The 25,064-nt window shown below is 61.5% G+C and carries 21 protein-coding genes; 13 read left to right on the forward strand and 8 right to left on the reverse strand.

Annotated features, from left to right (window positions below; all coding sequences use genetic code 11):
• The first annotated feature begins 100 nt into the window (after positions 1-100).
• On the forward strand, positions 101-454 hold the full coding sequence (gene erpA / locus AOP77_RS08510) for an iron-sulfur cluster insertion protein ErpA (protein ID WP_062212354.1): 354 nt from the start codon (positions 101-103) through the stop codon (positions 452-454).
• An 82-nt stretch (positions 455-536) separates the two neighbouring features.
• On the opposite strand, the gene AOP77_RS08515 is transcribed toward erpA, so the two are convergent.
• On the reverse strand, positions 537-1,667 hold the full coding sequence (locus AOP77_RS08515; RefSeq protein ID WP_062212357.1) for a cysteine desulfurase family protein: 1,131 nt from the start codon (positions 1,665-1,667) through the stop codon (positions 537-539).
• A gap of 32 nt (positions 1,668-1,699) precedes the next feature.
• Between AOP77_RS08515 and ctaC the strand changes: the two genes are divergently transcribed.
• From ctaC to AOP77_RS08535, 4 genes are all read left to right on the forward strand, one after another.
• The gene (gene ctaC / locus AOP77_RS08520) at positions 1,700-2,572 is read left to right on the forward strand and encodes an aa3-type cytochrome oxidase subunit II (protein WP_062212360.1); all 873 of its coding nucleotides are present in this window, start codon (positions 1,700-1,702) and stop codon (positions 2,570-2,572) included.
• Positions 2,572-4,287 (forward strand): aa3-type cytochrome oxidase subunit I, encoded by a 1,716-nt coding sequence (ctaD, locus tag AOP77_RS08525; RefSeq protein ID WP_084622477.1) that lies wholly within the window; start codon positions 2,572-2,574, stop codon positions 4,285-4,287. The genes ctaC and ctaD overlap by 1 nt, the downstream gene beginning before the upstream one ends.
• Before the next feature lie 11 nt (positions 4,288-4,298).
• A complete protein-coding gene (locus AOP77_RS08530) occupies positions 4,299-4,700 on the forward strand; it encodes a cytochrome c oxidase subunit 4 (protein ID WP_062212370.1) in 402 nt (133 codons plus the stop codon).
• Positions 4,701-4,862: 162 nt separating this feature from the next.
• Entirely contained in the window at positions 4,863-5,543 is a 681-nt protein-coding gene (locus AOP77_RS08535) for a potassium channel family protein (RefSeq protein WP_062212373.1), read from the forward strand.
• Between the two features lie 89 nt (positions 5,544-5,632).
• Here the strand turns inward: AOP77_RS08535 and AOP77_RS08540 are convergent, their stop codons facing one another.
• From AOP77_RS08540 to ctaE, 5 genes are all read right to left on the reverse strand, one after another.
• A complete protein-coding gene (locus AOP77_RS08540; protein ID WP_062212375.1) occupies positions 5,633-6,253 on the reverse strand; it encodes a superoxide dismutase in 621 nt (206 codons plus the stop codon).
• Positions 6,254-6,446: 193 nt separating this feature from the next.
• Entirely contained in the window at positions 6,447-8,063 is a 1,617-nt protein-coding gene (gene qcrB, locus AOP77_RS08545; RefSeq protein WP_062212379.1) for a cytochrome bc1 complex cytochrome b subunit, read from the reverse strand.
• On the reverse strand, positions 8,063-9,136 hold the full coding sequence (gene qcrA / locus AOP77_RS08550) for a cytochrome bc1 complex Rieske iron-sulfur subunit (protein ID WP_062212382.1): 1,074 nt from the start codon (positions 9,134-9,136) through the stop codon (positions 8,063-8,065). Before qcrA ends, qcrB begins: the two co-directional genes overlap by 1 nt.
• Complete coding sequence (gene qcrC, locus AOP77_RS08555; RefSeq protein WP_062212385.1) at positions 9,133-9,918, reverse strand: cytochrome bc1 complex diheme cytochrome c subunit; 786 nt, start codon at positions 9,916-9,918, stop codon at positions 9,133-9,135. The genes qcrA and qcrC overlap by 4 nt, the downstream gene beginning before the upstream one ends.
• Before the next feature lie 9 nt (positions 9,919-9,927).
• Positions 9,928-10,557, reverse strand: a complete 630-nt coding sequence (gene ctaE / locus AOP77_RS08560) for an aa3-type cytochrome oxidase subunit III (RefSeq protein ID WP_061965519.1) — start codon at positions 10,555-10,557, stop codon at positions 9,928-9,930.
• A gap of 113 nt (positions 10,558-10,670) precedes the next feature.
• On the opposite strand from ctaE, the gene AOP77_RS08565 reads away from it, so the two are divergent.
• The 3 genes from AOP77_RS08565 to AOP77_RS08575 all read left to right on the forward strand — a co-directional run bounded on the left by AOP77_RS08565 (position 10,671) and on the right by AOP77_RS08575 (position 16,636).
• Entirely contained in the window at positions 10,671-11,093 is a 423-nt protein-coding gene (locus AOP77_RS08565; protein WP_062212649.1) for a response regulator, read from the forward strand.
• A gap of 73 nt (positions 11,094-11,166) precedes the next feature.
• A complete protein-coding gene (gene trpD / locus AOP77_RS08570; RefSeq protein WP_062212388.1) occupies positions 11,167-12,207 on the forward strand; it encodes an anthranilate phosphoribosyltransferase in 1,041 nt (346 codons plus the stop codon).
• Positions 12,208-12,415: 208 nt separating this feature from the next.
• Complete coding sequence (locus tag AOP77_RS08575) at positions 12,416-16,636, forward strand: endo-1,4-beta-xylanase (protein WP_062212392.1); 4,221 nt, start codon at positions 12,416-12,418, stop codon at positions 16,634-16,636.
• A 44-nt stretch (positions 16,637-16,680) separates the two neighbouring features.
• On the opposite strand, the gene AOP77_RS08580 is transcribed toward AOP77_RS08575, so the two are convergent.
• Positions 16,681-18,474 (reverse strand): DEDD exonuclease domain-containing protein, encoded by a 1,794-nt coding sequence (locus tag AOP77_RS08580; RefSeq protein ID WP_084622479.1) that lies wholly within the window; start codon positions 18,472-18,474, stop codon positions 16,681-16,683.
• A 72-nt stretch (positions 18,475-18,546) separates the two neighbouring features.
• Here AOP77_RS08580 and AOP77_RS08585 point away from each other — a divergent pair, with 72 nt between their 5' ends.
• Positions 18,547-18,804 (forward strand): hypothetical protein, encoded by a 258-nt coding sequence (locus tag AOP77_RS08585; protein ID WP_084622502.1) that lies wholly within the window; start codon positions 18,547-18,549, stop codon positions 18,802-18,804.
• On the opposite strand, the gene AOP77_RS08590 is transcribed toward AOP77_RS08585, so the two are convergent.
• A complete protein-coding gene (locus AOP77_RS08590; RefSeq protein ID WP_236685795.1) occupies positions 18,801-20,600 on the reverse strand; it encodes an AMP-dependent synthetase/ligase in 1,800 nt (599 codons plus the stop codon). The genes AOP77_RS08585 and AOP77_RS08590 overlap by 4 nt on opposite strands.
• A gap of 75 nt (positions 20,601-20,675) precedes the next feature.
• Between AOP77_RS08590 and AOP77_RS08595 the strand changes: the two genes are divergently transcribed.
• From AOP77_RS08595 to AOP77_RS08610, 4 genes are all read left to right on the forward strand, one after another.
• Positions 20,676-21,641 (forward strand): ROK family glucokinase, encoded by a 966-nt coding sequence (locus AOP77_RS08595; protein WP_062212397.1) that lies wholly within the window; start codon positions 20,676-20,678, stop codon positions 21,639-21,641.
• A gap of 33 nt (positions 21,642-21,674) precedes the next feature.
• Positions 21,675-22,382, forward strand: coding sequence for a lysophospholipid acyltransferase family protein (locus AOP77_RS08600; RefSeq protein WP_062212400.1), 708 nt, complete (start codon positions 21,675-21,677; stop codon positions 22,380-22,382).
• A 76-nt stretch (positions 22,383-22,458) separates the two neighbouring features.
• The gene (locus tag AOP77_RS08605) at positions 22,459-23,658 is read left to right on the forward strand and encodes a pyrophosphate--fructose-6-phosphate 1-phosphotransferase (protein ID WP_062212403.1); all 1,200 of its coding nucleotides are present in this window, start codon (positions 22,459-22,461) and stop codon (positions 23,656-23,658) included.
• Positions 23,659-23,662: 4 nt separating this feature from the next.
• Positions 23,663-25,012, forward strand: coding sequence for a class II 3-deoxy-7-phosphoheptulonate synthase (locus AOP77_RS08610; RefSeq protein ID WP_062212405.1), 1,350 nt, complete (start codon positions 23,663-23,665; stop codon positions 25,010-25,012).
• Positions 25,013-25,064 lie beyond the last annotated feature (52 nt).

The following is a 25,064-nucleotide window of genomic DNA, read 5'->3' on the forward strand; positions in this document are numbered from 1 at the left end:
TGGCGGTTTCGCGAGTTGCGCTGACTTTCACTGGAATGCTTGGAATATCCGCAACACGGCGTACGCTATTACCTACAGACCTATGAGAGAGGAGCGGCATATGACTGATACCGCGACCGAGAACGCCACGCATGGAGTGGTCATTACCGACGGCGCCACCAGCAAGGTAAAGAGCCTGTTGGAGCAAGAAGGCCGCGACGACCTCAATCTGCGCCTTGCGGTGCAGCCTGGCGGTTGCTCTGGCCTCATCTATCAGCTCTACTTTGACGAGCGCACGCTCGATGGCGACGTCCGCATGGACTTTGACGGCGTAGGAGTTGTTGTCGACAAGATGTCGGTCCCGTACCTCGACGGTGCGACTATCGACTTTGCCGACACGATCGAGAAGCAGGGCTTCACGATTGACAACCCGAACGCGTCGAGTTCCTGCGCGTGCGGAGACTCCTTCAGCTAAGCGCGACGCTTCTTACGCAGGATGGGCGGTGCGGGCCAGAGATGGCCTCGCCGCCCGTTTGCATGTCTGGACCGCCAACCGGTTATGAGCCAAAAACGCCCATGTCCGATTTCACATCCGCAATGACGCGCGGCAGGATTCCGATGAATCGACGCACGTCTTCCTGAGTCACACCAGGATGCAAACCGATGCGCAAGTTTCCGTGGGTGAGCGCTCCCATCACTTCTAGTACGCGGCTGGGTTCGAACGTCGCCTTCCCGCACGCGGAGCCTGAGCCCACGGCTATGCCCGCACGATCAAGTCGTGACACGAGCGGTTCGCCATCTAGATACAGGAAAGCCGCGGTCAGCACGTGGGGGAGACGCTCCGTGTTGTCACCGATGACGGCCACGTCCTCGAGGCCGTCGATCGCCGCGCGAATCTCGTCGACGTACGAGCTCAGCCTTGTCGCAATGCGCTCGCGGTCCTCGACACGCTCCTGGAGTGCCACGGCAGCGGCGAGCGCGAGAGGAACCGAGATTCCTCCGGGCGCCCAGGGGTCACCGTCAGGCCAGGCCTGCAGCCATCGCGTTTGGGGTCGTAGCGCCACGACCCCTAGGCCGGCTGGCCCGCCCCAGTCCGCGGGGTTTGCGACCAAGCCGTCCCAGTGTTGCGGAGACTCAAGGTGACCGATGCTGGCTGTGGCGTCCACGATCAGCGGCACCGAGTGCTGTGATGTCACCGCTGCGACGTCTGCCAGGCGTTGCACCGTCGCGACCTCGTGATTCGCGTGCTGGACCGCAGCCATCGCAGTCGCGGGGTGGCTGGTGAACGTAGAAAGCGTCTCGAGGTCGAGGTGGCCGAGCCGGTCTACCGGGACGAGGTCAACGGCACCTTTGGTCACGAAGTTGGCGGCATCAAGCACGGCGTCGCGCTCAATCGCGGAGGCGACGATGCGATCACGGCCACGCCGAGCGGCACCGACACCAGTGATCACTCGTTCGAACGCGAGGCTGACGGAGGCTGTGAAATGCAGGTATTCACTCTGAGTGCCGATCACATCGGCGATCGCGCCCCGGGCGCCGTCGACGAGCGCGCGCGCACGCCGGGATTCAGCGTGAAGGCGATTGGGGTCCGCCCAACCTTCAGCAAACCCTGCTCGTAGGGCATCGGTGACGCGTGGTGTGAGAGGCGCGGAGCCGCTTGCATCGAGAAACATGCGGGTGTCTGACATGCCCTCACGTTATCGCGCGCTAGACTGACCGCGTGTCCAAAGTAACTCGTCCCAGAACACTTCGTTATGCCCTTGGCGCAACTGGTGCAGTAGCCGTGATGCTCCTGCTCTCAGGCTGTGTGGAGGGTATTGAGAACGGCGCGCTGCCAAGCACGCCGGACGTCACAAACCAGACCGGTCGCATCATCACACTGTGGAACGGGTCGTGGATTGCGGCCCTCGCCGTCGGCGTGCTGACGTGGGGTCTCATCCTTTGGTGTGTTGCGGTGTACCGCAAGCGCAAGGGTGACTCCAAGCTTCCGCTACAGACTCGCGCCAATGTGCCGCTTGAGCTCATGTACACGGTGGTGCCGCTGATGCTGATCGGTGTGCTGTTCAAGTTCACTGCACAGGACATCAGCGCGATCCGCGATACCTCGGAAACGCCCGATGTCACCATTCAGGTGATCGGCAAGCAGTGGAGCTGGGACTTTAACTACGTTGATGACAACGTCTACACGGCCGGCGTGCAGGCAACGCTGACCGGCGAGACCGGCGTCGAGGAGACTCTTCCCACGCTGTATCTGCCGGTTAACGAGCGAGTCGAGTTCATCCTGAATTCCCGCGACGTCATCCACTCCTTCTGGATTCCGGCGTTCCTCTACAAGGAGGACACGATTCCGGGTCGCACTAACAGTTTCCAGGTAATTCCCACCCAGACGGGCACGTACAAGGGCAAGTGCGCTGAGCTTTGCGGCGAATACCACGCTTCCATGCTCTTCAACGTCGAGGTGGTAGAGCGCGACGAGTACGACGCATACATGCAGAAATTGCGCGACGAAGGCTACGAAGGCCAGATTGGTCTGGAATACAGCCGTGACCAGGTCGTCAAGATGACCCAGGACCACGAGGAGACCAACGAATAATGGCGACCGACATCATTGAAGCTGCGGACGCGGCGTCGACACCCGAGCCCACACCCAAGGCGCCCATGAGCAAGGGCCGTATCTTCATCAAGTGGATCACGTCCACTGATCACAAGACCATCGGGTACATGTACCTGATCACGTCCTTTATCTTCTTCTGCATCGGCGGCGTGATGGCGCTGATTATCCGCGCCGAGTTGTTTGAGCCGGGCATCCAGATCGTGCAGTCGGCTGAGCAGTACAACCAGCTGTTCACCATGCATGGCACCATCATGCTGCTGTTGTTCGCGACGCCGCTGTTCGCCGGCTTCGCCAACGTGATCATGCCGCTCCAGATCGGTGCTCCTGACGTCGCGTTCCCGCGTGTCAACATGTTCGCGTACTGGCTGTATCTGTTCGGTGGACTCATCGCGTCGGCCGGCTTCTTCACCCCTCAGGGTGCGGCTTCTTTTGGCTGGTTCGCGTACGCGCCACTGAGCAATGCCGTGTACTCACCAGGTGTGGGTGGAGACCTGTGGGTCTTCGGCCTAGCGCTATCTGGTTTCGGAACCATTCTTGGTGCGGTGAACTTCATCACTACCATCGTGACGATGCGCGCGCCGGGTATGACCATGTTCCGCATGCCGATCTTCACCTGGAACACCCTGGTGACGTCGATGCTCGTGCTGATCGCGTTCCCCCCACTGGCTTCCGCATTGCTTGCGCTGGGGTCGGACCGTAGGCTCGGGTCACAGGTCTTTAATCCGGACAACGGCGGAGCCATATTGTGGCAACACTTGTTCTGGTTCTTCGGGCATCCGGAGGTCTACATCATCGCTCTGCCGTTCTTCGGCATCATTACCGAGATCATCCCAGTGTTCTCTCGGAAGCCACTCTTCGGATATCACGGCCTCGTTTACGCGACCATCGCGATTGCTGCGTTGTCCGTGACCGTGTGGGCTCACCACATGTACGTCACCGGAGCCGTTTTGTTGCCCTTCTTCGCCTTCATGACGATGTTGATCGCGGTGCCGACAGGCGTGAAGTTCTTCAACTGGATAGGAACAATGTGGAGAGGAAAGTTGACGTTTGAGACGCCGATGCTCTGGACTATCGGCTTCCTCATCACCTTCCTCTTTGGTGGCCTGACCGGCGTCATCCTGTCCGCGCCGCCGCTCGACTTCCCAGTGTCCGACTCGTACTTTGTAGTGGCGCACTTCCACTACGTGGTGTTCGGCACCGTGGTGTTTGCGATGTTCGCCGGATTCTATTTCTGGTGGCCAAAGTTCACCGGCAAGATGCTGGATGAGCGACTAGGCAAGATTCACTTCTGGTTGCTGTTCATCGGCTTCCACACCACGTTCCTCATTCAGCACTGGGCTGGTGTCCAGGGGATGGCTCGACGCTACGTCGACTACCTACCGGAGGATGGCTTCACCGGTATGAACCAGGTGTCTACCGTCGGTGCCTTCATCTTGGCGATCTCCACGTTGCCGTTCCTATGGAACGTGTACCGGACTCACAAGAAGGCTCCTAAGGTCACAGTTGACGACCCATGGGGCTTCGGAAACTCGCTCGAATGGGCAACGTCCTGCCCGCCGCCCCGACACAATTTCACCTCCATCCCGCGTATTCGCTCAGAGCGTCCCGCATTTGACCTTCACCACCCGGAGGCAGCGGCGATCGATCACTACCAGGCAGAACGCGACGACGCCGATCACGCAGTGGTGAGTTAGGGGTATAGACCGTGAATATTGAAGCGAAACTCTTTAACCTGCCAGCGATCTTCTTCTTTCTGGTGGCAATCCTGTACGGCATCTTCACCAGCTTTGACGAGTGGGTGGGGTTTGTCGGCATCCTGCTGACCGGTGGATTGTTCCTGATGGTGGGTATCTATTTCCGCATGCTGGACAAGCGCCACGGCGCACGCCCCGAGGACCGCAATGACGGCGAGATCGCGGAGCTCGCTGGTGAGCAGGGGATCTTTGCCCCCTGGAGCTGGTGGCCACTGGTCCTCGCAGCATCGGCGGCGCTTGGATTCCTTGCCCTCGCAGTGGGCTGGTGGATTATGGCCCCAGCCGTAGCGATCTTTGTGATCGGCATCGTGGGATGGGTGTTTGAGTACTCGCGCGGACAGCACGCGCACTAGTTTCTTGAAAACGCGAAAGGGCCGGCGCCTTGTGGAGCCGGCCCTTTCGCGTTTCTCAACCCCGGGTCCGTGCCGCAATGGTCCGCAGAGGGACCGAATGGCCCGTGGCGGACCGACTATGGGCCACTCGGGGACCACTAGATTATTGGTCAGGAGGTGAGCATGACTCAACGCGGAACGCTTTGGCTACTCTTTGGCTGCCTGGTGCTTCTCCAGTTCGGCTACCCGGTCACGAACTACGGTCCTTGGTGGACCGTGGGCTACCTGTTGCTCTACGGAGGTGTCATCTTTTATGGTGCCCGCGAGATAGCGATTCACCCGCGCGCCGGCTGGCCGATAGTTCCGGGCGTGATCCTACTGGTAGCCGCAGCTGTGTGGTTCTCGCTCAACCAGGGGGAGAAGCAGGCGACAGCCATTCTGCTGGCGGCCGTGGGGATTTTCCAGTTGATGCTACTGGTGATCTTGGTACGGCGTCTGCTGCAGCCGTCTCACCACGCCAGCACTATCGACATGCTCCTGATCGCGGTATCGGCCTATTTGCTCCTCGGCGGGGTGTTTGGCGTCATTTCCAGCGAACTCGAGTTCGCCGTGGCTGGCAGTTACATCGACGCGACGTCCGCCGACCCCGTGACCTGGCAGAGCCTGTTTTACGGCAGTTACGTCACCATCTCAACCCTCGGCTACGGAGACATTGTCCCTAAGTCCGATTGGGCGCGCTCCTTAGCGTCACTTGAGGCCGTCCTGGGCACCCTGTTCGTCGCGGTGGTGATCGCGCGCCTGGTGGGCCTGGGAGGCTCTCGGTGGCGCAAGGACACAGCTACTCACGAGGCTGACGCAGCCTAGACATCCTGAGGTGTCCCTGGACGCAACGAGGGGGCCGGCTCCATGTGGAACCGGCACCCTCGTCTTGCGCTTAAGTGTCGCGAGTCTAACTACGCGATCAGGCCAGCACCCTGGGTGCGGGCGGTGGCGAAGCGTGCCTGAACGTTGGCCCAGTCGATGACGTTCCACCAGGCCTTGACGTAGTCGGCCTTGACGTTGCGGTACTGCAGGTAGAAGGCGTGCTCCCACATGTCGAGCATCAGCAGCGGGATGAGGCCGATAGGCAGGTTGCCCTGCTGGTCGTAGAGCTGCACGATGATGAGCTTCTCACCAAGCGTGTCCCAGGCCAGAATCGACCAGCCGGAACCCTGAATCGTCATCGCGGTGTTCGTGAAGTGTCCACGGAAGCCGTCGAACGAGCCAAAGTGCTCATCGATTGCGGAGGCGAGGTCGCCTACGGGCTTGTCGCCGCCCTCCGGCGACATGTTGGTCCAGAACACAGAGTGGTTGACGTGACCGCCGAGGTTGAACGCGAGGTTCTTCTCCAGCATGGGGATGGTAGCGAAGTTCTCGGAGTCCCGGGCCTCTGCCATCTTTTCGAGAGCGGTGTTCGCGCCCGCGACGTATGCCGCGTGGTGCTTGCTGTGGTGCAACTCCATGATCTCGCCCGCAATGTGAGGGTCGAGTGCGCCATAGTCGTAGGAAAGATCTGGAAGGCTGTAATCGCCCATTGAGTCTCCTTAGGTCGTGTCCAGTCGGGTCCGACTGGAGCTTTTCTGGGAACCCTTCGAGCCTAGTCCCGCGCGGCCAAAAACGCTTGGCGCATCGCGGATGCTAGTCGACTCATCAGGGTCCTACCTGGTCAAACACGAATGGCCCGCCCAAGATTCCCGGGCGGGCCATTCATGTGAGAAACAGAAGTGACTAGTGGTGGTGTTGGGCTTCTTCCAGTTCGGACGGCGTGACAGGTGACACCCGGTCCTCGAAGTAGAAGCGCGACAGGCGGTGCTTGAACCGGTCGAACTTGTGGCCCTTGCGTGCGACTCCGCGGTCGTTGTGAGACGGCGCGACCACACTGGGTGCGATGTCGTCGTAGTTGACGGCGATCCAGCGAGCTTGCTCGTCGAGCGGCTCGTGAACCTCGATGTACTCGCCGTTCTCGTGACGCACGATGCGGCCGGTCTCGTTGCCGTGAAGCACAAGTTCGCGGTCCTTGCGCTGCAGACCCATGCAGAACCGCTTTGTCACCATGAACGCCACGACAGGCAGGATGAAGATCGCGTAGCGGAAGAAGATGGTGAGGTCGTTGAGCGACAGGTGGAACAAGTTCGCCACGATGTCGTTGGAGCCCTCGAGCACCAGGATCACGTAGAACGTGATGACCGCCACGCCAATTCCAGTGCGAACAGGTGCGTTGCGGGGCCTGTCCAGCACGTGCTTCTCGCCCCGGTCTCCGGTAGCCCAGGCCTCGAACCACGGGTAGAAGGCCATGAAACCAAAGAGCAGTGCCGGCATGATGAGGCCCGGAATCAGCAGGTTCATGGAGAGCGTGTAGCCGCCAATAACCCACTCGAACGGGAAGCCCCACAACTCGCCGGGCATCATACGCAGGGCGCCGTCGACGAAGAGGATGTACCAGTCGGGCTGGGTACCAGCGGACACAGGGGAGGGGTCGTAGGGACCGTAGTTCCACACCGGGTTGATGGTGAAGAACGCACCCATGAAAGCGATCACGCCAAACACGACGAAGAAGAATCCACCGGCCTTGGCGGTGTACACGGGGAACAGCGGGAGACCCACCACGTTCTTGTGCGTGCGGCCACCGCCCGGATACTGAGTGTGCTTGTGCAAGAACACCAGGAAGAGGTGCAGCGCAATCAGGCCCAGAATGAGCGCGGGCACAAGCAACACGTGCGCCGTGAACAGCCTCGGAATCAGCACCTCGCCGGGGAATTCACCGCCGAACAGCCAGTACGAGATGTAGGTACCGATGATCGGAATGGCCTTGACGATTCCGTCGATGATCCGAAGTCCGTTTCCGGAGAGCACATCGTCGGGAAGCGAGTAACCGGTGAAGCCCGCAGCAAGCGACATGATCATCAGTGTGAAACCGATGAGCCAGTTGATCTCGCGCGGCTTTCGGAAGGCTCCCGTGAAGAACACACGCGCCATGTGGAACAGGATCGACGCGGTGAAGAGCAGCGCCGCCCAGTGGTGGATCTGACGCATGAGGAGCCCGCCAGGCACCTCAAATGAGGTGTCGAGCGTCGAGGCAAAGGCGCGCGACATCTCCACACCCTGCATGGTGGGGAAAGTGCCGTCGTAGTGAATGATGTCCATCGAGGGCACAAAGAATGCCGTGAGGAATACGCCGGAAATCAGCAGCACGATGAACGAGTACAGTGCCACCTCGCCCAGCATGAACGACCAGTGGTCGGGGAAGATCTTCCGCGCGAAGAACTTGACGAAGCCACCGATTGAGGTGCGCTCGTCGACGTAATTGGCGGTGCCCGCAGCGGCGTTATTGAGCTTGGTACCCATTAGTGGCTGCCCTCCTCAGGGGTCAAGGTGCCGTCAGGCGTCTTGAGGCGGTCCCAGTAGCTAGGGCCAACGGGCTCGTCGAAGTCGCTCGTCGCGATGATGTAGCCCTCATCGTCAACTGCAATGGGTAGCTGTGGCAACGGGCGCTTAGCGGGACCGAAGACGACCTTGGCTCCATCGGAGACGTCAAAGGTGGACTGGTGGCACGGGCACAGGAGGTGGTGCGTCTGCTGCTCGTAAAGAGCAACGGGGCAACCGACGTGCGTGCAGACCTTGGAATAGGCGACGATGCCATCAAACGACCAGTCCTCGCGTCCTGGCTGAATGGTTAGGTCCCGGGGGTCAAGGCGAACCATGAGAACGATGGCCTTGGCCTTTGCCTCGAGCTTGCCATGGCCCATCTCGTTGAGACCTTCAGGGATCACATGGAAAGCTGAGCCAATGGTGACATCAGAGGCCTTGATAGGGGTGCCATCGGGGTCGCGCGCCAGGCGCGTTCCCTTCTTCCACATGGTGTGGCGCAGCAGACCCACGTTCCAGTCGCCGCCCATATTACCGATCTGAGGAACGAGTAGGGCAAGGGGAGCCACCAGCATCGCGGTGATGAGTGAGCCCTTCAGCAGGCCACGACGTGGCACGCCCTCTTTTGAGGCGCCGATGCCAGAGTCCTCTACGCCGTCCTTGAGGTTCTGAATCGCTCCCTCGCGGCTCTCGTCCGACGAACGCAATTCGTGGCGCTCTTCCACCATTTCGTGGTCGCGCATAAGGGTCTTGGCCCAGTGGATAGCGCCCCAGCCAATGCCGAACATCGCGAGCATGACACCGATACCGATGACCGTATTGGTCTGCTGGATCGACTTAACATCTTCGCCCATGTCGTTCAGACCAAAGTAGGCCCAGATGGCGATGACGGTGCCGAGGATCGAGATGCCGAACATCGCGGCGACCTGACGCTCAGCTCGCTTGGCGGCCTTGGGGTCCTTGTCGGCTAGACGAGGGCGGTGATAGGGAACACCCGGATCCTGAAAGGAATCAGATTCCGTTGTCTCTTGACTCTGATCTGACTGGCTCATGAAGAACGCGCTCCTACCCACACGGTGCTGGCGATGATGAGGCCGATTCCAACCAGCCATGCCCAGAAGCCTTCGGCAACGGGGCCGATGGCGCCAAGCTTGAGTCCGCCTGGAGACGGCTGACGCTGCTCCTCCAGATACGCGATGACGTCGCGCTTGCCCTCGGCGGAGATGTTGGCGTTGTTGAACACGGGCATCGACTGAGGTCCGGTCAACATCGCCTCGTAGATGTGGGTGGGAGTGGTGGCCCACAATGAAGGTGCGTACTTACCCTGCGTAAGAGCCCCACCACCGCCGACTGAGCCATGGCACATTGCGCAGTTAGTACGGAAGAGCTCCATGCCATTCGCGGGATCGCCGAGCGAACCGTCGACCTCCTCTGCGGTGGGGACGGTGGGTCCCGCGCCGAGGGAGGCGACATAGCCCGCGAGCTGATCGATCTGGTCCTGGTCGAATTGGGGCGCTTTGGCGCGAGCCTGAGGACCTGACATCTGCATCGGCATGCGGCCAGTGCCTACCTGGAAGTCGACAGCGGCTGCGCCAACGCCGACGAGCGAGGGCGCAATGTCCTCTTGGCCCTGGGCGTCCATGCCGTGGCACGTGGCGCAGTTTGCTGCAAAGAGCTTCTCACCCTGCGCGACGTCGTCTTCGGACACCTGGGTCGCTGCGGTGGCGGGGGAGCTGGTGGTCACTGCGGCTACGCCCGTAATGGCGGCCAACAGTAGTAGTACCAGCATGAGCGGAGCGGCCTTGTGGTACCGCTTTTTGGCTAAGGTTTTCATGGTCAATCCCTACTGAACCAGGTAGATCACGGCGAACAAAGCAATCCAGACCACGTCGACGAAGTGCCAGTAATACGACACGACGATGGTGGTGGTCGCCTCGTGGTTACCGAACTTACGAGCGGCGAAGGAGCGCCCGAGCACAAACAACATGGCGATCAAACCGCCGAGCACGTGTAGTCCGTGGAAGCCGGTGGTGAGGTAGAACACCGATCCATAGGGGCTCGAGGAGATGGTGAGGCCGTGCGAGACGAGCTCCGAATACTCGAATACCTGGCCGCCAATGAAGATGGAGCCCATGATGAAGGTGAGCACGAACCACTCGTGCATTCCCCACTTCTTGAACTGCCAAATTGAGCCCTCACGCCGGCGCTGGTAGCGCTCAGCTGCAAACACGCCCGCCTGGGCGGTGAATGAGGACAACACCAGGATCGTGGTGTTGGCAATGGCAAACGGAACGTTCAGGAGTTGCGTTTCCTCGGCCCACACTTCGGGCACCTGAGCCCGAAGTGTGAAATACATCGCGAAGAGGCCAGCAAAGAACATCAGTTCGGAGCTGAGCCAGACGATGGTGCCTACGGCAACCTGATTGGGGCGCGTCGCGTGAATAGGCGACGGCTTGGTCGTGGCTTGGGACATGTCGTTCATTATTGCGTAAATAAGAGGACTTGTGTGCCAGCGACAGGCCCCAATGCGAGCCATCCATGTGCGCCCGCAGTGCATTGTGCGTAAGTCGTGCCAAAATGGGCAACATGAGCGATGTGGCAAAGAACAATGACGGAGCGGTGGACACCGCCAAGGCAGCAATCCTGATCTACTCGGATGACAAGAATGTGCGTGAAAAGGTGCGTTTCGCGGTGGGGTCGCGCACGCACGGCCGCACCATCGAGTGGACCGAGGCGGCCACGCACGATGCGACCATCGGGCTGCTTGACGCTGGCAAGTTTGACCTCGTGATTCTGGATGGCGAAGCGGCTAAGTCTGGTGGTATGGGAATTTGCCGGCAGATGAAGCACGAGTACTTTGACTGCCCTCCGGTGTTGCTTCTCGTGGGACGCCCTGGCGACGCATGGCTTGCCACTTGGTCGGAGGCCGATGCTGCGGTAGCGCACCCCCTCGACCCATTCGTCGTGCGTGACACGGTCGACGAGTTCTTCGCTCCCGCCGCGGTCTAGCCGACTGGACTTCTCTTGAGCGACCGCGACAGCGGTCGCGCACACCCGACTCGACGCAACGAAGGGAACCGTCATGGCATCGTGGCGCGATATTTTGAACCGACTCGTGAGCGGCGAGGATCTCGAGACTGCTGACACTCGGTGGATTATGGATCAGATTCTGACCGGCGAGGCGACCGCGGTCCCCATGGCAGCGTTCCTTGCGGGGCTGCGCGTTAAGGGGGAAACTCCCGCGGAGGTCGAGGGGCTTGTGGACGCCATGCTCGAGCATGCCGTCAGGATCTCTATCCCAGTGCGCTCGGTGGACCTGGTGGGTACTGGTGGTGACGGTGCAAACACTGTCAACATCACCACTATGGCATCGCTCGTGACCGCCGGTGCCGGTCTGACGGTGGTGAAGCACGGCAATCGTGCCGCGTCCTCTACTACCGGAAGTTCGGATGTGCTCTCTGAACTCGGTATCAATCTCAACGCCACGCCCGAGCGTGTCGCTGAGCTCGCGACTGAGGTGGGCATTACCTTCTGCCCGGCGCCCGTCTTTCACTCGTCGATGAAGTACGTGGGTCCGATTCGCTCCGAGCTTGGTATCGCCACGACGTTCAACATCTTGGGGCCGCTCACGAATCCCGCCCAACCTGAAGCATCGGCGATCGGTGCCTCCAGCCGTGACCTTGCGCCTGTCATTGCTGGCGTGCTCGCGCGCAAGGGACGCAACGGACTGGTGTTCCGTGGCGGGGACGGGCTGGACGAGCTCGCCGCAACTGCGCCGTCGAGCGTATGGGAAGTGCGTGACGGTGAGATTGTCGAAATTACTCTCAACGCCGTGACCGAGCTCGGCTTGCCCGCGATTAAGACCGCTGACCTTAAAGGCGGGGACCCCCAGTACAACGCTTCAGTGGTGCATCGTGTGCTCGACGGGGACACGGGCCCCGTTCGTGACACTGTCCTGCTCAATGCGGCAGCCGGAATTGTGGCGGATGCGACCCTGCCTGGCACAGCCGAGGGCTCCTTCGTGGACCGGATGCGCGCGGGACTCGACGCCGCGCGCGAGTCGGTGGACTCGGGTTCGGCCGCTGACGTACTTGCCCGGTGGGCGGCTGCCAGTAGCGCGTAGCGCGTTGCGGTGTTACTCCTGGTAGCGCGGCATTGGACTGCCTTATTTTGGTGCTGGTCTTTCGATAGTTTCGAGGCCATTTGAGTGAATCGTGGACAACGACGTCGCTTCCCATTTACCTTTGCGTCTCAACACACCGGTGTGCTGAGCTTGCGTCCTGCGCTGCTAGATGAGGGCCACACACCTTAGGACCGCAAAGGGAGCGCTCATGCGTCGCAGTCATCGTCTACTCAAGCCCATCGCGTGTGCGGGGGCACTCACCTTCGCGGCAGTCGCCGTTGTGTCTGGCGCTGCATCGCCAGCGCACGCTGCTACTGCTGGGGTGGAGAGCATTGACTTTGAGGACGGGACGACTGGGTCTTGGATCGCCAATGACGCCGCGACGCTGACTGTGGTTGATCGCCAGGGGAGTGAGGCCGCTAAAGCGCTGCAGGTGAGCGATCGGGATGCCACCCACTTTGGCCTGCAAAGTCAGACCGGCGTGTTCGACGCAGGTGTTGAGTACACGTTCAGCGCGGAAGTGTTGGTGTCCGTGCCGGTAGATGTGCGCTTTATCGCGTTCGACGAGGGGGCCGACAACACCTACAACTGGGTTGGCAACACGAGTGTCCCGGCGGAAACATGGACGACAGTTTCCGGCACCTTCACCTTCGCGGAGGATTCCATCGCGACCGCGAAGGCTTACATTGAGGTCGCGAACACCAGTGACTACCAACTGGACAACGTCGTCGTGACTGCTGCCGACTCAGGTGATGGTGACGAGGGTGGTGGCGGCTCTACGGGTGAGTGCGTGCCAGGAACAGTCACGGTTGTGTCGTATGACTTCGACACCGACGTAGACCCCTGGAGCGCACGCGGAGCGCAGGCCGTGGCGGTGTCGGACGATTCCCATGCGGGTGCTGGCGCTCTGGAGGTCACCGGACGATCGGACAGTTGGAACGGAGCCGCGGTCGACGTCTCGAGCCTCCTGACGGCGGGCACCTACCAAATCACTGCCTACGCAAAGATTCCAGCCCCGGTTTCGGGACCCGTCAAAGTGAACCTCGGGATGGAGGTTCCCGCCGCGAGCAATCAGTATCAGTGGGTCGGCGAGCGGGTGGAAGTGGGAGCCGACGACTGGGTACAGATCGGCGGCACGTACACGGTTGTGCCGAGTGAGCAGCCTGCCTCGCTCTACCTCGAGTCGGATAGCGCGACCGCGGATCTGCTACTCGACGACGTGCTGATCACCCATGAGGTCTCGTGTGACGGGGCCCCGGCGCCCGGCGCGGTCGCTTTCTCGACGGGCTTTGAGGAAGGCCTCGACGGCTGGGAGCTTCGTGACCCGGGTGTCGCGTCTGACGCTCAGGTCGCTGTGACGACTGATCAAGCGCGCTCTGGCGCGCAGTCCGCAGAGGTGAGCGGGAGGACCTCGCAAGGGCATGGTCTGCGCTATAACGTCACCGATGACCTCGTGCAAGGGGCGACCTACGACATCTCCGCGTGGGTGCGATTCGCCGATGGTCAGGAACCCGACGACATATGGCTTTCGTTGGAGAACGCAAAGGATGGATCGACGAGCTTCCAAACCCTCGGACAGTTCTCCGGCATGTCGAACACAGATTGGGTTCGTGTCAGCGCCAGGCTGACCATGCCCGCAACAAGCACGTCCTACGTCTACTTTGAGACCGCGTGGCAAGGGGAGGGGGTTGCCGGCAACACCTCCACGTTCTACGTCGATGACATCGCTGCCACGGTGCCCGAGGCGGCGGTTGTTCAGGACATCACTCCAATCAAGGACACGATGAGCGTCCCTATTGGCGTTGCGATCGATAGCCGCGAGACTGTTGGGTCGGGCGCGGAACTGCTCAGCAAGCACTTTGATCAGGTCACGCCGGAGAACTACATGAAGCCCGAGGCTTGGTACAACGAGGCGCAGGATTTCTCGCCTAGCCCGGAAATCGCAGCCCTCATGGACTTCGCGATGGCAAACGACATTGACGTTTACGGGCACGTGCTGGTCTGGTACAGCCAGACGCCCGACTGGTTCTTTATGGACGGGGATCGGTTCCTGACCGATTCACCGGCTGACAAAGAGATCCTTCAGGGCCGTATGCGTGACCACATCTTCAACGTTGCCAAGTACCTTAGTGACCATTGGGGCGAATTCGGTGGGGGCAACCCGGTCTACGCGTTCGACGTTGCCAACGAGACCATCGCGGATACCGCAGTCTATGCGGACGGGATGCGCCGCTCGCACTGGTACGAGATCCTGGGAGAGCAGTATCTCGACCTCGCTTTCCAGTACGCGAACGAGGCTTTCAACGACACCTATGCCGCAACTGATGTCGAACACCCGGTGACGCTCTTTATTAATGACTACAACACCGAGCAGCAGGGAAAGCGTGGTCGCTATCTTGCCCTCATCGAACGATTGTTGAACCGCGGCGTGCCGGTCGATGGACTGGGCCACCAATTTCACCTCGACCTGTCGTTGCCGGTCGAGAGCCTCGAGCAAGCAATCATGGACTCTGAGGCGATGGGCCTCCAGCAAGCAGTCACGGAACTCGACGTGACCACAGGCGTGCCTGAAACTCAAGCAAAGTTCATCGACCAGGGGTATTACTACCGCGACGCGTTCGACATTTTCCGTCGCCACCAAGACGACCTCTTTAGTGTGACGCTGTGGGGCCTCAATGATGCCCGTAGTTGGCGCGACGCCAATGGTGGTCCACTGGCGTTTGATGACGACTACAGCGCAAAGCCGGCGTATTACGGGATCGTTGCTGGGCAGTCGGATGAAGCGCCATTGCCCGCACGGCTGCGTACGGCCAACATCTTTGCGGCGTCCGTCGATATCGACGCGGGGGCCATCACGAATCCCATCTGGAAGCGGCTCCCGTCCATCGGACTCTCGGACCGTGCACAGTTTCAGCTTCGGTGGGCACCGGGCTACCTCACGGCGTATGTTCGCGTCGCGGACACATCGCCGCAGCCCTCGGACGCTGTTGAGTTCCAGGTAGGCGATTCCAGTGTCACCGTGGCGCGGGACGGCACTTCAGATGCGGACGCCATAGTGCACCTGGACGATGCCGGATACACGGTAGTGGCGCGGCTGCCGCTACCCTCCCCTGTGGCGCAAGGTGACTCAGTTCAGTTCGACGTACGAGTCACCGACGGCGGGGACGTCCAGGGTTGGAACACGAGTGGCGTTACCGGCACCTTGACGCTGGTAGAGCCAGCATCGTTTGTGGAGGTTCCGGAGGCCGCTGCCGTTCCGGTCATCGACGGTGACGCCGATGCCTTATGGGCCGACGCAGCAGTGGTATCAGCGGACAAGTCCACGGCTGGAGAGCCCGCGGCAACCGCTTCCTTCGCGACGATATGGAGCTCAGACACGCTCTACGTACTGGCGCATGTTATGGATAGCGACATTGACCTCACGGGTTCGGACCCCTGGGTTCAAGATTCCGTCGAGATTTATGTGGACCCGGCGAACGCCAAGAACGGCTCATACCGCCCCGACGACACGCAGATCCGTGTCAACGCGGACAACGTGGTGTCGTACGGAAGTGGCGATGAGGTCGCCCAAGCCGCGCGTGTCGAATCCGCAACCTCTCGAGTGGCGGACGGATACATCGTCGAGGTAGCGATCTCACTGCTCGAGGCGGGAGGTGCCGACACATTCCACGGCGTGGATTTTCAGGTGAATGACGCGTCGGGAGGCGCGCGCGACGGGATCCGCAACTGGGCTGATCCCACCGGAGCGGGCTACCAGTCAACGGCTCACTGGGGCGTTGCGCAGCTCGTTGCCGCGACAACCGACGAAGGCGACGGCAACGGTGGCGGCGACGGCAACGGTGGCGGCGACGGCAACGGTGGCGGAACAGGAACCGGAACTGGAACTGAAACGGGGACAGGGAATGGTCAGGGTACTGGGAATGGTGGAGCGCCCGGCGACGGGGGCGATCCCGACACCGCCACCGATACTGCAGGCGGAGGTGAGACTGACGCCGAGCGCGAAGCGCCCAGCGAGTCGGATCTCAATGACGCTAACCGGGGACCCATTTCTGTGCCCGAATCTGCCGTGCCGGGCCAAAGGATTACGGTGGGGCTCGGTCCCCAGCACGACGGCGAACACATAGGGATCTGGCTGTTCTCAACCCCCAGGCAAATCGCGAATGTCACAGTGGTGGCAGGCCAGGCGCAAGCCATCATCCCCCACGACACCGAACTAGGTTCGCACCGGATCGCGGTGTACGACGAGGACGGTCAGCTTGTGGGATGGGATGACCTCACGGTCGTCGCGGCCGATAGCCAGGCGGAGCTGTCGGGAACTGGTACTGACGCGATGGTGACAGCGGCAGTTGCGCTGGTGCTGGTGGGATTGGGTGGTGGGCTCATGCTGATCCGCAGGCGGCGCGTCCAAAGCAGTGAACGGCCCGCTTGACAACATGCTCGTTGCGTCGGGGAGTTGCTCCCCCGATTGGGGCGTCAGTACATGTTGAGGTCACCGCGCGCCACGTCCAGGATCAGTTCGTGATCCGACCGGCGTGCTGTGACCCAAGCATGGTGTGGGCCCGCGCTGGCGAGGGGCTGTGCCCAGTCACCCTCGATGTGCAGGAGTCTGGTTCCTGATTGTTCGAGCCAGCGGGCAATCATCTCCTGCTCCTCGATGAGGGGAGTCACGTCAGTATCAAAGTCCCATGTGGACTGCAATGCATCCGCGGCGTCCCACACTCCGGTTGTGACCCTCGCGCTGCCCGTGAGCCTCCCGTGCGCCACCGAGACGAGTTCCCACGAGTCGCCTGCGCGGCGCGTAGCTACCAGGCGAACCCTCCTCAACGAGGCAAGCCGCTCAGTACGCATCCCCGCCTCAACGATTGAACTTGCGGCATCTCTGAGTTCCGCGGCGCGCTCATACTCAAGAGCCTCCGCGTGGTGCGCGACGTTCGCCGCGAGGGCGGCGATCACGGGGGAGGGGTCATGTGAGATGGCATGTCGAGCCGCGGCGACCACCTCGTCGTAGCCGGACTCGGCGCCGTCCACGCATGGTGCGTCGCATGCCCCGAGGTCTTTCAGCAAGCACGCGCGTGCACCTTTGCGAGGCGCCACGGTCAGTCGAGGCGTGCACGTCCGTAACCGCAGTGCATGCTGGAGCGCCTCCATCGCGCGCTTCGCATCGCCACCTCCGCGCATCGGACCAAGGACCGTTCCCTTGCCGTGGGCCGATCGAGTGATGCTGAGTCTTGGATAGCGCTCATCGGTCAGCGTCAGCCAAACCGTTCGCTCCGGACGCGCTGAGCGGCGGTTGTAGCGCGGTCGGTACTGGTCAATCATGCGTACCTCAAGAACGGCCGCCTCGAGTGGTGTCGCACAGACGTGTGGCTCGACGCTGATGGCGAGCTCAAGCATCTCTCGCATTCGACGTCGCTGCTCCCCGCGAGTGAAGTAGGTCTTGACCCGCGAGCGCAGGTTCTTGGACGTGCCTACATACAGGTGCTCGCCGCGAGGTCCGCGAAAAACGTACACACCTGGTTTGGCGGGAACAGCGTCTGCCATGGTCGCTTTGCGGCGCAAGTGTTCTGGCACAGGATTGCGGAGTGCGTCGAGGTCCTCGCGGTGGGTAATTCCCCATGCGGCGAGCCTTTCAAAAAGACCGTGGAGAACCTGAGCCGTGGCACGCGCATCGTCGAGTGCCCGGTGATTGGGCTCAACTGTGGACCCGAAGAGGCGCGCAAGCGTAGCCAGTTTCTTGTTAGGTGCCTCATCCTTGGTCGTCACGCGCCGGGCCAGCGTCAGCGTGTCGACGACCTCATTGCCAGGCCACGCATAGCCGTGGTCTCGACAAGCTGCCTTGAGGAAGCCCACGTCGAAGCGGGCGTTGTGAGCAACAAGAACTGAGTCACCGAGGAACTCGAGGAACGCGGGCAGTACCCCTTCGATACGTGGGGCAGCCATCACCATGGCGTCCGTAATGCCGGTGAGGGCGATGATGAAGGGAGGAATGGGGCCGCCGGGGTCGACGAACGTCTGAAACTCGCCCACAATTTCTCCACCGCGAGTCTTGACGGCGCCGATCTCGGTGATGGCTGAGGTGGCGGGGGATCCACCCGTGGTCTCGAGGTCGACCACCACAAAGGTGGTTGCCGACAGTGGCTCCCCAATGTCCTCGAAGCCAGGCTGGATAGTGTCACCCAATTGGTCCCGCACCGGCTCGGCCAGTCTGTTCCTCCTGTCGCGCGCTAGAGTCTGCGCGAAATACGGAGTTGTGGGAGTCGTGCTCATAGGACGAACATACGTCAGGCGACTGACACTGCCATGAGTCACTTGTCAGAGGGTGCGTCTAGGTTCGGGTACATGATTATTGATTGCGACACCTGCGAGGTGCGAGACAAGGCGTGCGGCGACTGTGTCGTGTCCTTCCTCACCATTCCGGTGCGTGCAGGGGCGAGCGCCTCACACGACACGCACGGAGTGCGGATGGATGCAGACCAGGAGGCTGCCGTCGAGGCGTTGGTAGCTGGCGGGCTCGTGCCACCCCTCAGGCTTGTGCATAGTGCGGAGCCACGGACGGGGGCGCCGTTGGTGACTCACACGGGTCGACACGCGAGCTAGTCCTCGAGAGGCTCCTTGCGGGCGTAAACGCGCTCGACGGCGTCGGCGTAGTCGGCGAGCACTTGTTCGCGTTTTACCTTGAGCGACGGGGTGAGTGTTCCGGCCTCGACGGTGAAGTCGTCCTCGAGGATCTCGAAGTTGCGCACCGACTCGGCACGCGAGACAACGGAGTTCGCGCGCTTAATGGCTTTCTCTACGCGGGCACGTACACGAGGATCGCGAGCCGCCTCGGCCACACTCATCTCTTCCATACCCTTGCTTTTTAGCCAGCCGGGCAACGCCTGCTCATCCAGGGTGACGAGAGCCCCAATGAAGGGGCGGCCATCTCCCACGACGATGCACTGGCTCACCAGGGGATAAGCGCGCAGTCGGTCCTCGATGACGGCGGGCGCCACATTCTTTCCACCAGCAGTGACAATGATCTCCTTCTTACGGCCGGTGATCCGTACATAGCCGTCGGCATCCTCCTCGCCCAAATCACCGGTCATGAACCACCCGTCTTTCATGGTCGCGGCCGTCGCTTCGGGGTTGCGGTGGTATCCGTCGAACAGCGTTTCACCGCGCATCAAGACTTCGCCATCGTTGGCGATTTTTGACTCGAGTCCGGGAAGAGGAGGACCTACGGTGCCCATCTTGACCAACTCAGGTCGATTCACATGCGAGGCCGCGTTGGTCTCGGTGAGACCGTAACCCTCGAGCACGGTGAGGCCAAGGCCGCGGTAGAAGTGGCCGAGTCGCTCGCCGAGCGGTGCCGAGCCTGACACGGCCCACGTGGCGCGGCCGCCCAACACGTCGCGGATCTTGCCGAGGACCAGCTTGTCCGCGAGGCCGTGACGTGCTTTGAGGGCGATGGATGGGCCGCGGGGGTTATCGAGTGCCGTTGAGTAATCGATGGCTTGCTTGGCCGCCCACCGGAAGATTTTGACCTTGCCACCGAGCTCGGCCTTTTGTTCCGCACCCGCGTAGACCTTTTCGAAGACGCGAGGAACGGCGAGCACCAGCGTGGGCTTGAGCGACCCCATCATGGGCACAAGCTGCGTGGCATCGGGACAGTAGCCGATTCGCATGCCCGATGCGAGCAAAACCACCTGAATCATGCGCGCGAGCGAGTGTGCAAGGGTGAGGAACAGCACGGTGCTGCCGTCCTTCTGGAAGACCACACCGGGCGCGATGTCTTGGATGCCCCGGATCTGTCGCAGGTATGCAAAGTGAGACAGGCGCACGCCTTTGGGCCGGCCGGTGGTACCGGAGGTGTAGACGATGGTGGCGAGGTCCTGTTGTCCGGGGGCGGCCTTGCGTTCGGCCAATGTGGCGTCGCTTACTTTTGCCCCATCCTCGACCAATTCGTCGATGATGCCGTGGTCAATGACGTAGACGTCATTGAGGGGTGACTCTGTGTCAGCAGCGACTTTGTGGGCCAGCGCTGCGTGCGCATCGGTCTCCACGAACAGCACCGACATGTCGGAATCCGAGGTGATCCAGTCAACCTGGGAACGAGCGGAGGTGTCATAGATGGGTACCGGGATGGCACCTGCGGACCAGATGGCAAAGTCCAACACCGACCATTCGTAACGAGTGCGCGCCATGATGCCCACGCTCTGGTGGGGCTCGATTCCGCGCGCGATGAGCCCCTTAGCGACGTCATCGACGAGCTGCCTGAGTTCTCGGCCGGTGAGGTCTACCCATTGGTCGTCAACCATGTGGCTGACAAGGACGCGGTCGCTGTAGCGTTCCCAGGCGGCATTCACCTCGTCGACGATGTTGTGTGCGTAATCGGGTTGGGTATCGGCTGGCATCCTTGACTCCATTGTCATTGAACGGGTAGGGAAACGATACTCTTTCTGGTGTTGATCAAGTGACCGGGGGAGAGTATGACCAAGCACGCTATTGGTGTGGATATTGGCGGGACCAAGATCGCTGTAGGTGTCGTGAACGAGCAGGGCGAGATTGTGGCGAAGACGCGCCGCAAGACGCAGCCACAGGAGCCTGCCAGCATCGACTCGGCAATCGCCGATGCCGTGGCCGAACTTTCTCAGCAGTATGAGTTCCATGCGGTGGGCTTGGCAGCGGCGGGCTTTGTGTCCTCCGACCGTGCGCACGTGACGTTTGCCCCGAACATCGCCTGGCGTGAGTACGCGCTTGCTGACAAGGTTTCTGCGTTGATCAACCGGCCCGACATTACCGTCGTCGTCGAGAATGACGCCAATGCGGCTGGATGGGCAGAGTTTAAGTACGGCGCGGGACGCGACGCCACCAACATGGTGATGTTGACGATCGGCACCGGGCTGGGTGCGGCGCTCGTAGTCGACGGCCGCCTGGTCCGCGGCCAATACGGTTTTGGCGCGGAATTGGGCCACTTTCGCGTCGTTCCAGGTGGGCACGCATGTGGGTGCGGACATCGTGGTTGCTGGGAGCAGTACGCCTCGGGATCCGCACTAGTGCGTGAGGCTCATCGTGCCGGGGTGGAGCGACCGGTGCGCTCTGCTGCTCTTCTGGAGCTCGCCGGCGGAAGCGCTACAGATATATCCGGACCGCACGTCACCAAGGCTGCCGTGGCGGGGGACGAGCTCGGCATCGAGTTGCTCGCTGAGCTTGGGTCGTGGATCGGACAGGGGTGTGCGTCGCTCGCCGCAATCCTTGACCCCGAACTGTTCGTGGTGGGTGGTGGTGTTATTGCCGCCGGGGACCTCATGATTGAGCCAGCCCGCGCATCGTACTCCGAGTATTTGCCCGCCCGCGGGCACCGCCCCATTGCTCCGATCGTTGCCGCTGACATGGCAAACGATGCTGGAATTGTCGGCGCGGCCGCCCTGGCGCGCGAGGCAACCGGGGAGTAACCGGCTAGCCTGAGGAGTCAGGAAAGGACGCGGATGTACTACGGGTTGTTCAAGCACGTACTTTTGGGGCCAGGCCTCAAGACGTATTACCGACCCTGGGCGGAAGGTGTGGAGAACGTGCCCGAGTCGGGAGGCGCGATCCTTGCCTCGAACCATCTGTCGTTTTCAGATTCCGTGTTTCTGCCACTGGTTCTCAAGCGCAAAGTTGTCTTTCTTGGCAAGGCCGAGTACTTCACGGGCAAGGGAATTAAGGGCTACGGCACCAAGGCCTTCATGCAGGGAGTGGGAGTCATTCCTGTGCACCGTGGTGGAGGAAAAGCGTCGGAGGCGGCGCTACGGACCGGGCTCGAGGCGCTTCAAGGCGGAGACTTGCTAGGCATTTATCCCGAGGGAACTCGCAGCGCCGACGGACGTCTCTTCCGGGGTAAGACTGGCATGGCCCGTATGGCGATTGAAGCACAGGTTCCCATTGTCCCCGTGGCGATGATCGACACCGACATCGCTCAACCCATAGGGCAGCGGGTGCCGTCGCGGCACCCCATCGGTGTGCGAATCGGGGCACCAATCTCTCATCACCCCTACGTGGGGATGCAAGACGATCGCGTGGCACTACGCACCTTTACGGACAGTGTGATGGAAGCGATTCGCGAGTTGTCCGGCCAAGAGTATGTGGACCGAGACTCAGCGCAATATAAGCGCGAACTTGAGCGCGAGAACCGCGCACAAGGCGACTCCGCCTAGCGGGCGGCATCGGCCAATATTCTTCGCCCCTAGAATGGGCGTGAAATCACCTAAGCATTGAACTGAAAGGTATGTCATGACGGTACGTCGCGTTGCACTGCTCACCGCCGGAGGGTTCGCCCCCTGCCTGTCCTCCGCAGTAGGTGGACTGATCGAGCGTTACACCGAGATCGCGCCGGAGGTCGAGATCATCGCCTATGAGCACGGATACTGGGGCCTGCTGCTCGGCAAGAAGACCGTCATCGACGACGAGGTGCGCGCCAAGGCTGGCATCCTGCACGAGTTTGGCGGCTCGCCCATTGGTAACTCGCGCGTCAAGCTCACCAACCGCGAGGACTGCGTCAAGCGCGGTCTGGTCCAGGAGGGCCAGGACCCGCTCGCGGTGGCGGCGGAACGTCTCAAGGAGGACGGGGTGGACGTGCTCCACACCATCGGTGGAGACGACACCAACACGACGGCCGCAGACCTCGCCGCGTACCTGGCCGACAATAACTACGACTTGACCGTCGTGGGCCTGCCCAAGACCATCGACAACGACGTGGTGCCGATTCGCCAGTCGCTGGGAGCCTGGACCGCTGCCGAGGAGGCCGCAGGATTTGCGCGCAACATCATCGGTGAGCACCGTTCCGGGCCCCGCATGCTGATCATCCACGAAGTCATGGGCCGCGCGTGTGGCTGGCTCACTGCCGCGGCTGCTGCGTCCTACCGGAAGGACCTTGATACCCGCGAGTTCCTGCCCGGAATCGGTTTGACTAAGGAGCGTTGGGACATTCACGCCATCTACGTCCCCGAGTCCAAGCTGGATCTCGATGCGGAGGCGACGCGTCTGCGTACCGTGATGGACGAGGTCGGTAACGTCAACATTTTCCTGTCCGAGGGTGCTGGAGTGCCCGAAATCATTGCGGAAATCGAGGCCTCCGGTGGAACCGTTGACCGTGACCCGTTCGGTCACGTCAAGCTCGACACCATCAACCCCGGCGCGTGGTTCGCGAAGCAGTTCGCGGAGCGCCTCGGAGCAGAGAAGGTCATGGTTCAGAAGTCTGGTTACTTCTCGCGCGCCGCGGCCGCGAACGCCGAGGACCTTCGCCTGATCAAGTCGATGACCGACCTTGCGGTCGAGTGTTCGCTGCGTGGCGAGTCCGGCGTGATCGGTCATGACGAGGAGGACGGCGACCGTCTCAAGGCCATCGCGTTCCCGCGCATCGCCGGCCACAAGGCCTTCGACACCGCCACGCCCTGGTACACCGACATGTTGTCCCAGATTGGCCAGGCATAGCTCTATGACTCAGACCGATCTTCAGGCCGCAGGAGTGGACTCGTTCCTCTCCTGTGAGGCCAAACAACAGCCCGTGTGGCCGGATGCGGAGGCACTCAAGCGCGCCACCGACCGGCTCCGTGAGGTGCCCCCACTGGTCTTTGCCGGCGAAGCTGACGTGCTGCGGGAGCAGCTCGCGGCCGCTGGGCGTGGCGAGGCTTTCGTCCTTCAGGGTGGTGACTGCGCTGAGGTCTTCTCCGAGGCAACTGCGGACCGCATCCGCAACAAGATCAAGACCATCTTGCAGATGGCAGTAGTTCTTACATACGGAGCCTCGACACCGATCATCAAGATCGGACGCATGGCGGGACAGTACGCGAAGCCGCGTTCGTCGAACGATGAGACGCGCGACGGTGTCACCCTTCCCGCATACCGCGGGGACATTGTGAACTCGTCCGCGTGGTCGCCGGAGTCGCGCATTCCCAATCCGGAACGTCTGCTCGACGCATACCACGTCTCCGCGTCCACGCTGAATCTTATTCGCGCCTTCACCACCGGTGGATTTGCGGATCTTCGCCGTGTACACGCCTGGAACAAGGGCTTCGCTGCCAACCCGGCATACGCGAAGTACGAGCAAACTGCCGCCGAGATTGACCGCGCGGTGCGCTTCATGGCAGCCGCAGGCGGCGACTTCGACGCGCTCAAGACCGTCGAACTGTTCTCCAGCCATGAGGCGCTGCTGCTGGACTACGAGCACGCACTCACGCGTATAGATTCCCGCACGGGACTGGCGTACGACTGCTCAGCGCACTTCCTCTGGATCGGAGAGCGCACGCGTGAACTGGACGGCGCCCACGTGGAGTTCATGTCCAAGATTCACAACCCGATTGGCGTGAAGCTCGGACCCACCACCAAGCCCGAGGACGCCCTCGCGCTCGCGCAGCGCCTCAACCCGGACAACATCCCTGGGCGGCTTACTTTTGTGGCGCGCATGGGCGCCGACAAGGTGCGGGAGGTGCTTCCGGGCCTCGTTGAGGCGGTGCGTGACGCAGGAGTAGTCGTGACGTGGATGACGGACCCGATGCACGGCAACACGTTCACGTCCGACTCTGGGTACAAGACTCGCAAGTTCGACACGATTTTGGACGAAGTCACCGGCTTCTTCGAGGTGCACCGCGACGCAGGTACAGTGCCCGGCGGCATTCACGTCGAGCTCACCGGCGACGACGTTACCGAGGTCATGGGCGGAACTGAGGAGATCGATGACGAGGGTCTTGCTCGTCGTTACGAGACCAAAGTTGACCCGCGCCTGAACCACCAGCAGTCGCTGGAGATGGCTTTCAAGGTGTCGGAGTTGCTCTCGCACCAGCAGTAGAACAGCCCTCGACACAAAAAAGCGGCGTCCGCACCCTTTAGGGGTGCGGACG

Source organism: Demequina oxidasica (genome assembly GCF_000975115.1).
Taxonomy (GTDB): Bacteria; Actinomycetota; Actinomycetes; order Actinomycetales; family Demequinaceae; genus Demequina; species Demequina oxidasica.

Bases quoted from the DNA above. Each gene is read 5' to 3' on its own strand.
- ctaD (WP_084622477.1), top strand. From the start codon at position 2,572: ATGGCGACCGACATCATTGAAGCTGCGGACGCGGCGTCGACACCCGAG.
- qcrA (WP_062212382.1), bottom strand. From the start codon at position 9,136: ATGAGCCAGTCAGATCAGAGTCAAGAGACAACGGAATCTGATTCCTTT.
- ctaE (WP_061965519.1), bottom strand. From the start codon at position 10,557: ATGTCCCAAGCCACGACCAAGCCGTCGCCTATTCACGCGACGCGCCCC.
- AOP77_RS08590 (WP_236685795.1), bottom strand. From the start codon at position 20,600: ATGCCAGCCGATACCCAACCCGATTACGCACACAACATCGTCGACGAG.
- qcrC (WP_062212385.1), bottom strand. From the start codon at position 9,918: ATGAAAACCTTAGCCAAAAAGCGGTACCACAAGGCCGCTCCGCTCATG.
- AOP77_RS08515 (WP_062212357.1), bottom strand. From the start codon at position 1,667: ATGTCAGACACCCGCATGTTTCTCGATGCAAGCGGCTCCGCGCCTCTC.
- AOP77_RS08610 (WP_062212405.1), top strand. From the start codon at position 23,663: ATGACTCAGACCGATCTTCAGGCCGCAGGAGTGGACTCGTTCCTCTCC.
- AOP77_RS08535 (WP_062212373.1), top strand. From the start codon at position 4,863: ATGACTCAACGCGGAACGCTTTGGCTACTCTTTGGCTGCCTGGTGCTT.
- AOP77_RS08585 (WP_084622502.1), top strand. From the start codon at position 18,547: ATGATTATTGATTGCGACACCTGCGAGGTGCGAGACAAGGCGTGCGGC.
- AOP77_RS08575 (WP_062212392.1), top strand. From the start codon at position 12,416: ATGCGTCGCAGTCATCGTCTACTCAAGCCCATCGCGTGTGCGGGGGCA.
- AOP77_RS08565 (WP_062212649.1), top strand. From the start codon at position 10,671: ATGAGCGATGTGGCAAAGAACAATGACGGAGCGGTGGACACCGCCAAG.
- AOP77_RS08540 (WP_062212375.1), bottom strand. From the start codon at position 6,253: ATGGGCGATTACAGCCTTCCAGATCTTTCCTACGACTATGGCGCACTC.
- erpA (WP_062212354.1), top strand. From the start codon at position 101: ATGACTGATACCGCGACCGAGAACGCCACGCATGGAGTGGTCATTACC.
- AOP77_RS08605 (WP_062212403.1), top strand. From the start codon at position 22,459: ATGACGGTACGTCGCGTTGCACTGCTCACCGCCGGAGGGTTCGCCCCC.
- AOP77_RS08580 (WP_084622479.1), bottom strand. From the start codon at position 18,474: ATGAGCACGACTCCCACAACTCCGTATTTCGCGCAGACTCTAGCGCGC.
- AOP77_RS08600 (WP_062212400.1), top strand. From the start codon at position 21,675: ATGTACTACGGGTTGTTCAAGCACGTACTTTTGGGGCCAGGCCTCAAG.
- trpD (WP_062212388.1), top strand. From the start codon at position 11,167: ATGGCATCGTGGCGCGATATTTTGAACCGACTCGTGAGCGGCGAGGAT.
- qcrB (WP_062212379.1), bottom strand. From the start codon at position 8,063: ATGGGTACCAAGCTCAATAACGCCGCTGCGGGCACCGCCAATTACGTC.
- AOP77_RS08595 (WP_062212397.1), top strand. From the start codon at position 20,676: ATGACCAAGCACGCTATTGGTGTGGATATTGGCGGGACCAAGATCGCT.